The following is a 14,709-nucleotide window of genomic DNA, read 5'->3' as shown; positions in this document are numbered from 1 at the left end:
GCTGCCGCCGCTCAGCCAGGTGCGTGCTCCCCGCCGTCCAGCCGGTCCCATGCTGCGTACAGCTCTCCCCGGGGCGCCCCGGTCAGGCGGGACACCTCGGCCGCCGCCGCGCCCCGGCGCGCCCCGGCGCGCCTGAACGCGGCCAGGAGCCCGTGGGCGTCAGCTGCGGCCGGGGCCTCCTCGGTCGGGCCGATGACCACGGTGCACTCCCCGCGCGCAGCGGCGAATCGGTCCGCCAGCTCCGCTGCCCGCCCGCGCACAACCTCCTCGTGCATCTTGGTCAGCTCCCTGCACACGACCGCTTCGGGGTCGCCAAGGACCTCTGCTGCATCGCGGAGCAGGGCGCCGACCCTCCCCGGCGCCTCGAAGCAGACGACGACGCGGTCCGGCCCGGCGAGTCGCGCAAGCATCGACCGGCGCTCTCCTGGTTTACGCGGCAGGAAGCCAGCGAAGACTGCCACCGCCGCATCGAACCCCGCGACTGAGAGCGCGGCCGCGAGCGCTGAGGGCCCCGGGACGGGCACCACGCGCACGCCAGCCCGGTGCGCCGCCGCGACGAGGCGACCTCCCGGGTCACAAATTCCAGGGGTCCCGGCGTCCGATGCAAGCACGGCGATGCCCGCGGCGGCGGCCTCGAGCACCTCGGGAATTCGCTCTACGACATTGAACTCCGTCAGGCTGACCAGCCGCGCTGTGCTCCCGGCCGCACGCGCCAGCCGGCCCGTTATGCGGGTATCCTCGGCCGCGATGAGCGAGGCCAGCCGGAGCGTCTCCTGGGCCCTGGGAGAAAGGTCGCCCAGGTTCCCCAGCGGAGTGGCGACCACGTACAGCCCGGGATGCCAGCTCGTCATCGAACCGTCCAATCGAAGCTATTGCACATAAGCGGCTCCCGCGAATCGAATTTGTGTTGACCCGTCAATCCTGCCCTCCTACACTCGAGAACAACGCCGCGGCCGCCCGACAGGCCGCAATTCTAGCCCCGGGATTGCGCTGAATTGAGTACTGCTGTGAACCTCTCGTCCGCCGCCTCCGATGAGCCGGAGCGCGGCCCTGCGCCGTACCCGGACGGGGACCAGCCCGTTCCGACCTTCAAACAGCTGCGACGCGCATACGGCTTCGATGAAGTCGCAATCGTTCCCGGCACCGTCACCATCAATCCCGAGCTGACGGAGCTCGGCCTCGATATCGGCCCGCACCATTTCGCTATCCCCTTCCTCGCCTCGGCGATGGACGCCGTTGTCGACCCCTCGTTCGCCATTGCCATGCACAAGGCTGGCGGCCTCGCTGTCCTTAACCTTGAGGGAGTCTGGACGAAGTACGACGACCCCGGCTCCATCCTGCAGGAGGTAGCGTCGGTCAGCCGCGATGAGGCCACCGCCCTGCTCCAGCACGCATACCAGCAACCGATTCGCGAAGACCTGATCCGGCGCCGCATCCAGGAAATTAAGGCCGGCGGTGCTGTGGCGGCAGTCTCAGTAACTCCCATGAACACCAAGCGCTGGGCCCCGCTGATCCAGGAGGCTGGCGCGGATATTCTCGTAGTCCAGAGCACCGTCACGACCGCGCGCCACGTGTCGACCAGTGTCGAAGGCCTCCGCTTCGAGAAGCTGGTCAAGGAGATCCACATCCCGGTTGTCGTCGGGAACACCGTCGGCTTCGAGGCGACGCTTGAGTTGATGCGGACTGGCGTGGCCGCGGTCCTGGTGGGCGTGGGCCCCGGCGCAGCCTGCACCAGCCGCGAGGTGCTTGGCATCGGCGTCCCGCAGGTGACCGCCACCATCGACTGCGCTGCCGCCCGCGACTACTACTTCAAGGAGAGCGGCCGCTACGTTCCAATCATCACCGACGGCGGCATCCGCACCGGCGGTGATGTTTGCAAGTGCTTCGCGGCCGGCGCCGATGGGGTCATGATGGGGTCGCCCTTTGCTGCCACTACCGAGGCCCCGGGGCGCGGCTACCACTGGGGCATGGCGACGCCGCACGCCCACCTGCCGCGCGGCACCCGCGTTGCAGTCGGCGTGAATACCACGCTCCAAAAGCTCCTGTATGGGCCCACAAGCCGCACCGATGGAACGGAAAACCTGGTCGGCGCCCTGCGCACGGCGATGGGTATGTGCGGCGCCCGGACCATCAAGGAGTTTCAGAAGGCCGAAATGGTCATCGCCCCGGCTATTAAGACCGAAGGCAAGATTTACCAGTTTGCGCAGGCTGGCACCTAGCTTCCTCCTGCTCGTGCTGCTCATTGCGGCGGCACCGGCTGTCCCGGCTGGTGCCGCCGGCCCCTGCCTCGAGGTCGACCCGGCCGCCCCCGACACAGCCGTCCTCGCCGCCAACGTCATCGTGCTTGGGAAGGTCGTTCGCGTGGCTGACGGACCGCAAATCGTTCCGGAGGCGTTCCTTAAGGGCACCGTCACCCGCCAGGCTGTGCACCTTCCGGCCGAACCCCGCGACCTTGCCGATTGTGCCCCCGCCGAACTCCCGGCCGAGGCCCGCGTGCTCGCGTTCCTGGCCGTAGCCGACGGCACCCCAGCCTGGCCCGGGAGCGGGGCGGTGTTCATCCTGCAGGACGGCCAGGCTGCCCGCGTCGATGGAAAGACACAGACCATGTCTGAACGCGAACTCGTCGAACGCATCCGCGCCCTGACCGGGCAGCTGGCCGCGCCGCCGGCCGAAGACGAATCGGCCGCTGGCATCGACTGGACCGGGACCATTGTGCCGGTTGGAGGCCTGCTGCTCGGGGTCTTCGCGATTGGGCTGGTGCTGATGCGGGTCTGGCACCGCATCGACCCGAGCTAGCGGACGAGCGACTCGAGGAAGGCCGCAAGGGAATTCTCGCCGGGCTCAAGGATGATGTCGGCGGCGTCGCGGGCGTACGGGTCGGCGTGTGCCATCGCGGCGCCGAGCCCGGCCCAGGCCAGCATGGCCGCGTCGTTCACGCTGTCCCCTACGGCAACGACGTCGTGCCGGTCGATGCCGAAATCGGCGCAGATGAGCGAGAGGGCGTGTCCCTTGTTCGCCTCCGGCGCTACCGCTACGGTCACCTCCGGGAAGTCCAGCACGTGCAGGCGCTCGCCGTACCGCGCCACGAGTTCGCGGTGGATCTCGCCGGCCCGCTCGGCGTCGGAGATGATGCCCACCCCGGTCGGCACCACGCCGGAGAACTCGGGGTCGGGCCGGTATTCCGGTTCGATGCCGCTCACTTCACCGTAACGGCGGGTTGCCGCAGACGGCCGATTCGCGATGTACCGCACCGGGTTGAACCATTCGTAGTCCAGCCCGCGTTCGCGCGCGAAGTTGATGATGTCGATCGCCAGCTGCCGCTCGATGGGAAAGAGGTGGAGCATCTCACCGTCGAGACGATGGACGGAACACCCCTGCTGGCAGACCACCGGCGTGATGAGCCGCAGCTCGCGTGCGACCCGACGGGTGCCAGGGAACATCCGCCCGCTGGCCAGTACGACCGCGATCCCGGCAGCTGTCAGCTTCGATACCGCATCGCGGACTGCTGCCGGGGGCAGGTGGTCTCCGTCGGGATGGCCCGGCGGGATCACCGTGCCATCAATGTCGAGAGCGACCAGCTTTACTCCCACCGCAGGCACACCACCCGGTCAATCCCGGCCAGGTCGGGGATGCACGTCGCCTGCGCACCGGTGGCCTGGCCCAGCGTCGCAACCGCTTCGGCCTGCCCGAAGCCCACTTCCAGGGCGAGCAGACGCGGGCGGAGCCGTCCGGCGCAGTCGGCGACGAGCGCACGGATGAGGGCGAGCCCGTCCGGGCCCCCGTCGAGCGCGACCCGCGGCTCCCAGCGACTCACCTCCGGCTCGAGCGCTTCGATCTCCGGCGAAGGGATGTACGGGAGGTTCGCGAGCACGACATCTGCCCGGCGGACTGGCGCGGCGAGGTCACCGCGCACAAAGTGGACCCATGGCGCGTGGGCAGCGGCGTTCAGCGCTGCAAAGCGGAGCGCCTCCCGGCTGATATCGGTCGCGGTGACCGGCGTCCCGGGAGCCTCGGCAGCGATGGAAACGGCGATTGCCCCGCTTCCCGTGCCGACCTCCACCACCGCCGACCCGGGCGTCGCACTGAGCTCCCTGAGGGCAACCTCGACGAGCAGCTCCGTCTCCGGCCTCGGAATAAGCACGCCCTGCCCGATGGCGAACCGGCGTCCGTAGAACTCGCGCCAGCCGGTGATATACGCCAGGGGTTCGCGCCGTTCCCGCCGCTCCAGCCATGCCTCCAGCCGCCGGCGAGCTTCGCCCTCGAGCACGGCCCCGGCAAAATACGCTGCCCGCGAGATGCCGGCCGCCTCGCGCACCAGGACCTCCGCCTCGAATCGGGCGTCTTCCAGCCCGGCCGCCTCCAGCCGCCGGGCCGCAGCCCCCGCCACCTCTCGGGCGTTCATGCCATCGCTTCGAGGCGCGCCGCCTCGTCGGCAGTCGCCACGGCGTCAATGATGTCGTCGAGGTCGCCGTCCAGCCGCTGGGAGATGTTGTGTACCGTCAGGCCGATGCGGTGGTCGGTGATCCGATCTTGCGGGAAGTTGTAGGTCCGGATCTTCTCGCTCCGATCGCCCGTCCCGACCTGGCTCCGGCGGTTTGCCGTGAGTTCGGCCTCCAGCTTCTGCTGCTCGAGGTCGAACAGCCGTGAGCGGAGGTGGGTCATCGCTTTAATCCGGTTTTTGAGCTGCGACCGCTCGTCCTGGCAAACCACCACGATCCCGGTGGGAATGTGCGTGATGCGCACCGCTGTCGCGACCTTGTTGACGTTCTGGCCCCCCGCTCCGGAGGAGTGAAAGATGTCGACCCGCAGGTCTTTCTCGTCGATGTCCACGTCGACCTCTTCAGCCTCGGGAAGCACCGCAACCGTCGCTGTTGAGGTGTGGATCCGCCCCTGGGCCTCCGTCTCCGGGACGCGCTGCACGCGGTGGACGCCGCTCTCGTATTTCAACCGCGAGTAGGCGCCCTCGCCCCGCACCTCGAACACGACCTCCTTGAAGCCGCCCTTGTCGGACTCCGAGGCGCTCAGGATTTCCGTCTGCCAGCCTTTCCGCTCGGCGTACCGCTGGTACATGCGGAATAGCTCGTGCGCAAACAGCGCAGCCTCTTCGCCACCGGCCCCTGCGCGGATTTCGACGATGACGTTCCGGCTGTCGCGGGGGTCCTTCGGCAGCAGCATCCGTTTCAGTCGCTGCTCCAGTTCGTGCATCCGGCGCTCGGCGTCCTCGAGCTCCTCCTGCGCCAGCTCCTTCATCTCCGGGTCCGCCTCCTGCAGGAGCGCGCGGGCGCTGCCCGCATCTTCCTGCGCGGAGCGATATTCGCGGAATACCTCGACGATAGGCTCAATCTCGGCGCGTTCCTTCGCCAGCTTGCTGACGGCCTCGAAATCGGCAGCGACCTCCGGCCGCCCCATCTCGGCGGTCAGTTCGTCGTAGCGGGCGTTCACCCGCTCCAGCTGGGCCAGGACATTTGCATCCATGGGTTCCGGAACACGATGACGGTCCGCCGTGGGCGGACCGCCGGGAGATTCACTTCGCTTTCAGTATAGCACCAGGGCGTTCATGCTCCCGTCGGGTCGGCCAGGGCGAAGGTGATGCTGCCCTCGGCCGCAACCTGGCCGTCGACGGTAGCCCGCACACGGCCTTTGCCGACCGGCCCGCGCATCTTCTCGAGTTCAAACTCCAGCCGAAGCTGGTCGCCAGGCACCACCGGCCGCCGGAACCGGAGCTGTTCAATGCCCCCGAAGAGCGGCAGTTTGCCGCCGGTATCGGCTCCGCGGAGCAGGGTCACGGCTGCAACCTGGGCGAGCGCTTCCACAATCAGCACGCCGGGCATGATCTTGCGGCCGGGGAAGTGACCTTCGAAGAACCACTCGTTCGCGGTGACATTCTTGATGCCGACGCCGCGGCGCCCTTCTTCGATTTCGATCACCCGGTCGACCAGCAGGAACGGGTAGCGGTGCGGGATGATCCGCTCGATCTCTTCGATGTCGATGGTCACAGGGCTCCCTCCATGGCGCCGCAGGCGCAGTTCGCATCGATGAATCGGACAAACGCGTCCACCCGGTCGTCGGGAAACGGGATATCGCCGATGTCGCGGTCGTCAGGGTTGCCGAGGCCGTGGTAGTCGCTGCCCCCCGAGGTCATCATGTTCAGCTCAGCAGCCAGCGCAGCGTGGGAAGCGACGACCTCCGGCCCGTAGTGCTTGTAGTAGGTTTCGATGCCGGCAGCGCCGAGGTCCCGAAGATACCGGATGACCTCCGGGTAGTCCTCGCCGATGTACGCCGGGTGCGCGACAAACACGACGCCCCCGTGCTCGCGGATGATGGCGATGGCGTCCTTCGGGTCGAGTTTCTCCCGATTGACGTCGGCCGGCTTTCCATTGCCGAGCCAGCGGTCGAATGCCTCCTGGACGCTCGCCACGTACCCCTTCTCGACGAGCGCGCGCGCGACGTGGGGCCGCCCGACCGTCGCCTCGCCGGCGATCTCGAACACTCGTTTCGTTTCGAGCGGCATGCCGTGCTCGCGAAGGATGCGGACGATCTTCTCCACGCGGGCGAGCCGGCCCTCGCGTTGCCAGCGGAAGAACTCCTGCAGCCGTCTGCCGGCCGGGTCGAAGCCGAACCCGAGCAGGTGAACGTCCGCCTTCCCGACCTCGGTGCTGATTTCGACGCCCGGGATGAGCCGCAGGCCCAGCCGGGCGGCAGCCGTCGCAGCTTCCGGGAGGCCGTCGGTCGTGTCGTGGTCGGTCAGCGAGAGCACGCGGACGCCGTTGGCGGCAGCGCGCTCCATGACCCAGGTCGGGCTGTGGACGCCATCGGAGGCTGTCGAGTGCAGGTGGAAGTCGCCGATCGCCACGTCAGCTGACCTCCCGGTCAACCCGCTCGATCTGGAGGGCGCGGCGGGTCGTGTCGTCGGCCTCGACCAGGACCCCGTTAATTACCGCCGGCCCCTCCGCCGGTGCCAGGCGTGTCGGCATTTGCGTCAGGAACTTGCTGAGCACCGCCTGGATATCGTCCCCGATGACCGAGTCGCGGGCACCGCACATCCCGGCGTCGGTGCAGTAGGCGGTTCCGTGCCGCAGCAGGCGGCAATCCGCCGTCGGCACATGGGTATGCGTCCCGACGACAAAGGTCACGCGGCCGTCGAGGTGCCAGCCCATCGCCTGCTTCTCACTGGTTGCTTCGGCATGAAAGTCAACCACGATGAACCGGTTTGCCGACATCCCGGCCAGGGCCGCATCCACCGCGCGGAACGGGTCGTCGTAGTGAGCCGGCATGAAGGCCCGCCCGATCAGGTTGATGACCACCAGGTCGCCGCACTCTGCGATTCCGCGCCCGGGAGCGCCGGGAGGATAGTTCAGCGGGCGCGTGATTCCGGGCGTTGATTCCAGGTAGGGGTAGAGCTCCCGGTGCTGAAAGGTGTGATTTCCCCCGGTGATGACATCGACGCCGGCGGCGAACAGGGCATCGGCATGGCGGGGAATCAGCCCCTTTCCGCCGGAGCAGTTCTCGCCGTTAGCGACTACATAATCGAGTTTCAGCTCGGCCCGCAGCGCCGGCAGGGCGCGGATGACCGCCTCCCGGCCGGCGCTGCCGACAATGTCGCCGAGGAACAGCAGCCGCATCGCGCTCCTACCGCGCGTACTCGGTGGCCCGGGTCTCCCGGACCACGGTGACCTTGATCTGGCCCGGGTATTCCATCGTCTCCTCGATCTTCTGGCTGACGTCGCGCGCGATGCGCATCGCCTCGAGGTCATCGACGATTTCAGGCTTTACGATGACGCGCACCTCGCGTCCCGCCTGGATGGCGAAGGCGGATTCAACGCCCTTGTAGCTCTTGGCGATGTTTTCCAGCGTCTCAAGCCGCTTGATGTACGCCTCGAGCGATTCGCGCCGCGCACCCGGGCGCCCGCCGGAGATGGCATCGGCCATCATCACAATGATCGCCTCCACTGTGCGCGGCTCTACCTCTTCGTGGTGGGCCTCGATGCAGTGTGCGATCGCCTCCTTCACCTTGTAGCGACGCGCAATATCTGCACCGATGAGCGCGTGGGTCCCCTCGACCTCGTGGTCAACGGCCTTGCCGAGGTCGTGGAGGAATCCACCGGCCCGCGCCACTTCCACGTCGGCGCCGATTTCCTGCGCGATCATCGCGGCGATGTGCGCCGTTTCGATGGAGTGGCGCATCACATTCTGACCATAGCTCGTGCGGTACTTCAGGCGGCCGAAAATCTTGAGAATCTCGGGATGGAGATTGAGGACGCCTGCTTCGACCGCAGCCGACTCGGCGGCCTCCATCATCGTGGCCTCGACGTCGCGTCGAGCGCGGTTGACCGCCTCTTCGATGCGGGTCGGGTGAATACGGCCATCCTGGACCAGCATGGTCAGGGCCTGCCGCGCGATCTCGCGCCGGACGGGGTCGAACGCGCTGACGGTCACGGCATCCGGCGTGTCGTCAATGATCAGGTCGACGCCCGTTGCCGCCTCAATCGCGCGGATGTTGCGCCCCTCCCGGCCGATGATCCGGCCCTTCATGTCATCACTCGGGATCGGCACAACAGAGACGGTTGTCTCGGCGGTGACCTCTGATGTGTATCGCTGGATTGCCGTCGCGAGGATCTTCCGGGCACGCTGGGCAGCGGTCGCCTCGACCTCCTTCTCCATTTCACGGACCCGGCGCGACGCCTCTTCGCGAATCTCAACCTCGACGGCGGCCAGCAGCTGCTGCCGCGCTTCTTCGACCGACAGGTTGGCGACCCGTTCGAGCTCGGTCGCCTGCCGCTGCCGCAGCTCCTCTGCCTCCGCGCGGAGTTGTTCGACCTGCGCTTCACGGTCCCGCAGCGATTGCTCCCGCCGCTCGAGCGCCTCGAGCTTTCGGTCGAGGTTCTCTTCTTTTTGCGCGAGGCGCTGTTCGATACGCGAGATTTCGGCCCGCCGCTCCTTCATCTCCGCCTCGAGGGAGTTCCGGAGGGCGAGGGTCTCTTCCTTCGCCTGGAGCAGGAGCTCCTTCTGTCGCGTTTCGGCCTCAGCGAGGATGCGGCTGGCCTGTTCCTCTGCCTGTAGCAGTGATGTCCCGGTAACGCGGCGGCGGTACAGGATGCCCGCCGCCAACCCGACCAGCAATCCCACGAGGCCGACGATAATCGCAGTTATCGCCAGCATTCGTTATCTCCAGCGCGGTCATACGAGATGACACGGGTGTAACTCCGGCGCAATGAAGTTCGCCGAAAGCTCTCATAACCATCCTACGCGTCGCTCTTCCAAAAAGGAACCGCGTCACCGCGGACGCCGCTGCGCACCGGGATGCCGCGGCCGGGGCAGGTGCAGATTGAAGGCGACACCACCGGCACGGACAAGCCCGGCAACAGAGAGCCCAAGCAGTGCGGCGGCGCTGCTGGACACGTCGTACGCGGCCCACGTCGCGAGCCCGCCGAGGCCGGCAGCCGTGGCATTGACTTCGCTGTGCAGGACCAGCGGCACGCGGTCGGCGAGCAGGTCGCGAATCACGCCGCCGCCCGTCGCCGTGAGGATTGCCATGAGCAGCGCGCCGCTCCAGCCTTCGCCGGCGTTGATGGCGGCCAGCGCCCCGGCGACCGCAAATGCACCGAGCCCGCCGGTCTCCGCGATGGCCACGACTGCCCGCGGGTAGGGCCGGCCCCGCCATGCCAGCGCCATGGCGAATACTGCCCCGCCGGTCGCCCAGAGGAGGTAGTCGGGGCGCGCGAGCACGAGCGGCTGCCGGTCGAGGATGACGTCGCGCATGACGCCGCCGCCCGTCGCGGTGACGAGCCCCATGACCCACAGGCCGAAGATGTCGAAATTCCGGCGGACGCCGGCCTGCACCCCGGAGATAGCGAACGCAACCGCGCCCACCCGGTCGAGCACCCCAACCAGCGCAGTCGTATCCAACTCCACCGGGGCACCTCCGGGGCGCGTAGGGACCGGCCGGGCGTCAGTTCTTCGGGCGGTTGAGCCAGCTCATCATGGCGCGCATCTCTGCGCCGACCTTTTCGATCGGGTGTTCCGCCTCGAGCCGCCGCGTGGCCAGGAAGTGCGGGCGGCCGGCCATGTTTTCAAGGATGAACTCCTTCGCGAACTGGCCGGTCTGGATCTCCCGGAGAATCTTCTTCATCTCGGCGCGGGTCTGGTCGGTGATGATGCGTGGCCCGCGCGTGTAATCGCCATACTCCGCGGTATCGCTGATGGAGTACCGCATCCGGGAGAGCCCGCCCTCGTAAATCAGGTCGACGATCAGCTTCAGCTCGTGCATCGTCTCGAAGAAGGCGCTTTCGGGCTGGTAGCCGGCCTCGACCAGCGTTTCGTAGGCAGCCTTGATCAGTGCCGACAGCCCCCCGCAGAGAATCACCTGCTCGCCGAACAGGTCGGTCTCCGTCTCCTCCCGGAAGGTCGTCTCCAGCACGCCCGCGCGCGTGCCGCCGATCCCCTTCGCGTAGGCAAGCGCAAGCTGGAGCGCGACTTCGCTGGCATCCTGGTGGACGGCGACGAGGCAGGGAACACCGCCGCCCTCGGTGAAAACCCGGCGGACGAGGTGGCCGGGCCCCTTTGGCGCGATCATGGTCACGTCGACGAACGGCGGCGGCTGAATCTGCTGGAAGTGGATGTTGAACCCGTGGGCGAACATCAGCATCTTGCCCTCGGCGAGGTAGGGCTCGATGCCCGCCTGGTAAATCTGCTTCTGCACCTGGTCGGGCGCCAGGATCATGATGATGTCGGCCTCGCGCGCCGCTTCTTCGACGCTCACCACCCGCAGCCCTTCTGCCTCGGCCGCCGCCCGCGACCTCGAACCCGGGTACAGCCCAACGATGACGTCGCACCCGCTATCGCGGAGGTTCAGCGCATGGGCATGACCCTGCGAGCCGAAACCGATGATGGCGATCTTCCTGCCGTTCAACAGCGAAAGGTCGGCATCCTTGTCGTAGTACATCGTGGCCATAATGGGCTCCCCCGGGCTCGTGATGGTGGAGTGTTTCGGGCGGGAAAGACACCCCGGTTAAATGGGCATGATGACACGCCGCAGGTGTCGGTCGTGGGCGTAGTTTTCGTAGGGATTGATGCCGATTTCGCGGAGCATTGCGTACCCCTCGATGACCTGGATCTTGCCATCGACGAGCCGGACCCAGTCCGCGTACCGCGGCCGCGCCGGGTCGATCGCCAGCTCGACCATCGCCATGTGGTCGCCGGCCAGCAGGTTCGTGACCCGGAGCTTCCCGAACGCCGGCATCGGGACCGACGCGAGGAGCCCGAGAACGTTTTCCGGGCCCGTCGCAACCCCGTACACCCCATCGATAACCGTGGCTTTCGCGGAGAGCTGGGCCGCCGCAGCCTCGCGGTCGCCGGCGAGGAGGGCATCGTAGAACGCCTTGACCACCTGGCGGGTCTGGGAAGGGCTCCCGCCGCGATACCCGAGCGCGTCATTCAGCGCCGCCGTCGCGGACTTATCGAGCGTGATGTCCCGGAGGGTCGCGTACAGCCGTCGCCGGGCGACCTCCTCGTCTTCCTCGGCCTCGAACTCGAACACTTCGATTACGCGCTGGGTGAACGGGCGCCAGTCGTACCCCTTTGCCTCGATGGTGGCGCGGACGGCGACCGTGTTCCCCTCTTCAATGTATTCGAGGTCCGCATAGTTGCAGTCCTGGTAATCTCGCAGGAACTCGCGGTGCCAGTCGGCAATGGAGACCGCGTCGCGCAGGGTCGGCCCGCGGAACGACTGGAAGACCGCATCCGGCCGGTGCCTCGCCTCAATTTCAGCGAACCGGTCGAAGTTGATAGCGGTAATCAGGGCGTTGACGGCGGGGATGTGGGACATAGGAACTCGGCCACCTGCGCTGGGGTCGGCCGGATTGTACCCCGGTTCACGAAATGGGTCACTGAACAGCCCGCTGCCAGGCAACAACCGGTGGACCGTATCGGGTCAAATGCTGTTGGCGGCCGGGGGGCTTTCCACGTGGCGTTGCACTACCCTTTCCTGCAGCCACCACATGTGAGCGGCATCGGGCCGCACCGGAGCTGCCATGTCCAGCACAGAAACGCAATCCACACCCCCGCGCGACGTCCTCACCCGGGCTGAGGCTGAAGCGCGGGCCGCCCGCGTCCGTACCTGTGCCTACACCATCAGCCTCGACCTCTCTTCCAGCGCACCATCCTATCGCGGCGACGCCACGCTCAACTTCGACCTCTCGGGCGAGGGCGACCTCTTCCTCGATTTCCGCGGCCGCACCATCGAACGGCTCGAGGTGAACGGACGGCGCATCCCGAGCCCAACGTGGAACGGTTACCGGCTCTGGCTGCCCGCAGATGTACTTGGTGCCTCCAATACGGTCCACGTCGTCTACGAAAACGACTACGACCACGAGGGCGACGGCTTCCACCAGTTCGTCGACCCGGAAGACGGCCAGGAGTATCTCTACACGAACTTCGAGCCGTACGAGAGCCACCGCCTCTTCCCCCAGTTCGACCAGCCCGACATCAAGGGCACCTACCGCCTTGAGGTGACAGCACCGGCCGACTGGGAACTCATCCACAACACCGCCCCAGAAGCGGTCGAGGCCGCGCCCGATGGCCGTCGCCGCTGGCGCTTCCTCCCCACGAAGCCGTTCTCGACCTACCTCTTCGCCCTCGTTGCCGGGCCGTACCACGTGGTTCGCGACCGTCACGGCGACATCGACCTCGGCCTTTACTGCCGGAAGTCGCTCGCCCGCTACCTGGATGCCGACGAGATTTTCGAAGTTTCGAAGCAGGGGCTCGATTTCTACGCCGACTTCTTCGGTGTGCCGTACGCGTTCGGCAAGTACGACCAGGTCTTCGTTCCGGAGTTCAACTCCGGGGCGATGGAAAATGTCGGCTGTGTCACCCACAACGAGTACATGGTCTTCCGCGACCCGCCCACGATGAACCAGCGGCGCGCCCGGGCGGAGGTGGTCCTCCACGAAATGGCGCACATGTGGTTCGGCGACCTGGTCACCATGCGCTGGTGGGATGACCTCTGGCTGAATGAAAGCTTCGCGACCTACATGGCGTACCTCTGCATGGAGCGGGCCACGAAGTTCGATAGCGGCTGGCTTGATTTCGCCTCCTCCATCAAGAACTGGGCCTACCGGCAGGACCAGCTCGTCACGACCCATCCCATCGCCGGCGATGTCGAGGACACTGACCAGACCTTCCTCAACTTCGACGGCATTACCTATGGCAAGGGTGCCTCGGTCCTGAAGCAGCTCGTCGCCGCGGTCGGGCTCGAAGGATTCCGCGAGGGGATGCGCGAATACTTCCGCCGCCACGCCTACGGCAACGCCACGCTGGTCGACTTCCTCGCCGCAGTGGAGCACGGGGCCGGCGTTTCGCTCGCGGAATGGGCCCGTCTCTGGCTCGAAACGCCGTCGCTCAACACGATTGCCGCCCACTGGACCGCCGACGGCGACCGGCTGAGCCGCCTCTGGCTTACCCAGTCGGCACCGCCGGAGTACCCCTACCTCCGCCCGCATCGGCTCGACGTTGGGCTGGTGCGCGAAGAGGAGGCCGGGCTCCACCTCACCGTGCTCCCCGCTTCGATTTCCGGGGAGGAGGCTGAGCTGCCCGGGGCGGCCGGGCTGCCGCGCCCGAACTTCGTCTTCCCGAACTACGGCGACCACGGCTACTGCAAGGTCGCCCTCGACCCGGAATCGCTTCGGTACATCCTGGCCAACATCGGCCGGGTCGAAGATACCCTGCTTCGTCTTCAGCTCTGGGCTTCGCTCTGGAACATGGTCCGCGACCGGCAGCTGTCCTCGCTCGACTACCTCGCTCTCGTACGGTCCGCTGCTCCCGCCGAACGGCACCCCGAACTCGCCGAGACCATCACCGCGAACGCGCTCGCCGCAATCTCCCGGTACGTGCCAGAACCCCGCATCGAGGCGGAGGCGCACAGCTTCTTCGAGACGGCGAAGTCGGCGCTCGAATCGGTGCCCGCCGGCGACCTGAAGAAGATCTGGGCGCGGGCGCTTATCGGGGCGGCGGCGGTTCCCGACGATGTCGCCTATCTCACCGCCCTGGCCGACGGCACCGCAGCGATTCCCGGCGTCGAGCTCGACCAGGAAATGCGCTGGTCAATCGCCGTTAAGGCTGTTGCATACGCGCTCCCCGGCGCCACCGAGCGTGTCGCAGCTGAAGCGCAGCGCGACCCTTCGGACCGCGGCGTGCGTGCGCGGCTCCGGGCCGAAACCTCCGTACCCGACCCCGCGGTGAAGGCGGCAGCCTGGGAAAAGTTTCTCGGCGACGGGTACGGCTCGCTCTACCTCACCGGCGCCGCGATGTCCGGTTTCAACTGGCGGCACCAGCGCGCCATCCTCGAACCGTACGTCGAGCGGTTCTTCGAGGTGCTGCCCGGCGTCTTCCGCGACCGGGACAAGGAGTTTGCCGTGGACTTCTTCCGAAACCTCGCTCCCGCTTACCGGGTCGAGCCGGACATCGTCGAGCGGGCCCGCCGCGTGCTCGAGACCGCCGGCGGGAACGTTCTCCTCTCCCGGACCGTCCGCGAGTTTATTGACGATATGGAGCGCGCAATCCGCTGCCGCGAGTTTGCCGCCAGTACTACCGGCAGGTAGGCGGAGCGGTCCGTCATGCTGCGGTCGGGGCAGGCCGTGAGCCCACCTACAGCCGGTAGGTAGCTCTCACGGTAGCCTGTGTCTAACCCCGCTGAAAGAAGCTCAACGTCCAATG

General features: G+C 67.1%; 14 protein-coding genes. 3 read left to right on the top strand and 11 right to left on the bottom strand.

Translation table 11 applies throughout. From position 1 onward, the window contains the following. Nucleotides 1-11: 11 nt before the first annotated feature. Nucleotides 12-851 (bottom strand): 16S rRNA (cytidine(1402)-2'-O)-methyltransferase, encoded by an 840-nt coding sequence (gene rsmI / locus A9A59_RS09835; RefSeq protein WP_098504103.1) that lies wholly within the window; start codon nt 849-851, stop codon nt 12-14. A 246-nt stretch (nt 852-1,097) separates the two neighbouring features. On the opposite strand from rsmI, the gene A9A59_RS09830 reads away from it, so the two are divergent. Together A9A59_RS09830 and A9A59_RS09825 are read left to right on the top strand one after the other, a co-directional pair. Further along, nucleotides 1,098-2,219, top strand: a complete 1,122-nt coding sequence (locus A9A59_RS09830) for a GuaB3 family IMP dehydrogenase-related protein (protein ID WP_423242398.1) — start codon at nt 1,098-1,100, stop codon at nt 2,217-2,219. Further along, nucleotides 2,200-2,796, top strand: coding sequence for a hypothetical protein (locus A9A59_RS09825; protein WP_133117585.1), 597 nt, complete (start codon nt 2,200-2,202; stop codon nt 2,794-2,796). Before A9A59_RS09830 ends, A9A59_RS09825 begins: the two co-directional genes overlap by 20 nt. Here the strand turns inward: A9A59_RS09825 and A9A59_RS09820 are convergent. The 10 genes from A9A59_RS09820 to A9A59_RS09775 all read right to left on the bottom strand — a co-directional run bounded on the left by A9A59_RS09820 (nt 2,793) and on the right by A9A59_RS09775 (nt 11,824). Continuing rightward, nucleotides 2,793-3,590 carry an HAD hydrolase family protein gene (locus tag A9A59_RS09820; RefSeq protein ID WP_165772645.1) on the bottom strand — a complete coding sequence of 266 codons (798 nt, stop codon included), beginning with the start codon at nt 3,588-3,590 and terminating at the stop codon, nt 2,793-2,795. The two genes, A9A59_RS09825 and A9A59_RS09820, sit on opposite strands and share 4 nt — an antisense overlap. Next, nucleotides 3,581-4,402, bottom strand: coding sequence for a peptide chain release factor N(5)-glutamine methyltransferase (gene prmC, locus A9A59_RS09815; protein WP_098504099.1), 822 nt, complete (start codon nt 4,400-4,402; stop codon nt 3,581-3,583). Before prmC ends, A9A59_RS09820 begins: the two co-directional genes overlap by 10 nt. After that, complete coding sequence (gene prfA, locus A9A59_RS09810) at nt 4,399-5,475, bottom strand: peptide chain release factor 1 (protein WP_098504098.1); 1,077 nt, start codon at nt 5,473-5,475, stop codon at nt 4,399-4,401. Before prfA ends, prmC begins: the two co-directional genes overlap by 4 nt. An 80-nt stretch (nt 5,476-5,555) precedes the next feature. Beyond that, nucleotides 5,556-5,990, bottom strand: coding sequence for a 3-hydroxyacyl-ACP dehydratase FabZ (gene fabZ / locus A9A59_RS09805; RefSeq protein WP_098504861.1), 435 nt, complete (start codon nt 5,988-5,990; stop codon nt 5,556-5,558). Nucleotides 5,991-5,992: 2 nt separating this feature from the next. Further along, a complete protein-coding gene (locus tag A9A59_RS09800) occupies nt 5,993-6,853 on the bottom strand; it encodes a PHP domain-containing protein (protein WP_165772644.1) in 861 nt (286 codons plus the stop codon). A gap of 1 nt (nt 6,854) precedes the next feature. Then, on the bottom strand, nt 6,855-7,622 hold the full coding sequence (locus A9A59_RS09795) for a TIGR00282 family metallophosphoesterase (RefSeq protein WP_098504096.1): 768 nt from the start codon (nt 7,620-7,622) through the stop codon (nt 6,855-6,857). Between the two features lie 7 nt (nt 7,623-7,629). Then, nucleotides 7,630-9,159: a ribonuclease Y gene (gene rny, locus A9A59_RS09790; RefSeq protein WP_098504095.1), complete on the bottom strand. Its 1,530-nt coding sequence runs from the start codon at nt 9,157-9,159 to the stop codon at nt 7,630-7,632. A 114-nt stretch (nt 9,160-9,273) separates the two neighbouring features. Next, a complete protein-coding gene (locus tag A9A59_RS09785) occupies nt 9,274-9,912 on the bottom strand; it encodes a trimeric intracellular cation channel family protein (protein WP_098504094.1) in 639 nt (212 codons plus the stop codon). Nucleotides 9,913-9,949: 37 nt separating this feature from the next. Continuing rightward, on the bottom strand, nt 9,950-10,951 hold the full coding sequence (gene ilvC, locus A9A59_RS09780; protein WP_098504093.1) for a ketol-acid reductoisomerase: 1,002 nt from the start codon (nt 10,949-10,951) through the stop codon (nt 9,950-9,952). A 57-nt stretch (nt 10,952-11,008) separates the two neighbouring features. Continuing rightward, a complete protein-coding gene (locus A9A59_RS09775) occupies nt 11,009-11,824 on the bottom strand; it encodes a nuclear transport factor 2 family protein (RefSeq protein ID WP_098504092.1) in 816 nt (271 codons plus the stop codon). Between the two features lie 205 nt (nt 11,825-12,029). Here A9A59_RS09775 and pepN point away from each other — a divergent pair, with 205 nt between their 5' ends. Beyond that, the gene (pepN, locus tag A9A59_RS09770; RefSeq protein WP_098504091.1) at nt 12,030-14,594 is read left to right on the top strand and encodes an aminopeptidase N; all 2,565 of its coding nucleotides are present in this window, start codon (nt 12,030-12,032) and stop codon (nt 14,592-14,594) included. Nucleotides 14,595-14,709 lie beyond the last annotated feature (115 nt).

The sequence above is a fragment of the Tepidiforma thermophila genome (genome assembly GCF_002563855.1).
Taxonomy (GTDB): domain Bacteria; phylum Chloroflexota; class Dehalococcoidia; order Tepidiformales; family Tepidiformaceae; genus Tepidiforma; species Tepidiforma thermophila.
The sequence above is the reverse complement of the archived record's forward strand: the minus strand, read 5'-3'. Positions and strand labels throughout refer to the sequence as shown.

Coding starts and splice junctions, on each gene's coding strand:
- rsmI (WP_098504103.1), bottom strand. CDS start 851: ATGACGAGCTGGCATCCCGGGCTGTACGTGGTCGCCACTCCGCTGGGG.
- prmC (WP_098504099.1), bottom strand. CDS start 4,402: ATGAACGCCCGAGAGGTGGCGGGGGCTGCGGCCCGGCGGCTGGAGGCG.
- prfA (WP_098504098.1), bottom strand. CDS start 5,475: ATGGATGCAAATGTCCTGGCCCAGCTGGAGCGGGTGAACGCCCGCTAC.
- A9A59_RS09795 (WP_098504096.1), bottom strand. CDS start 7,622: ATGCGGCTGCTGTTCCTCGGCGACATTGTCGGCAGCGCCGGCCGGGAG.
- rny (WP_098504095.1), bottom strand. CDS start 9,159: ATGCTGGCGATAACTGCGATTATCGTCGGCCTCGTGGGATTGCTGGTC.
- ilvC (WP_098504093.1), bottom strand. CDS start 10,951: ATGGCCACGATGTACTACGACAAGGATGCCGACCTTTCGCTGTTGAAC.
- A9A59_RS09775 (WP_098504092.1), bottom strand. CDS start 11,824: ATGTCCCACATCCCCGCCGTCAACGCCCTGATTACCGCTATCAACTTC.
- pepN (WP_098504091.1), top strand. CDS start 12,030: ATGTCCAGCACAGAAACGCAATCCACACCCCCGCGCGACGTCCTCACC.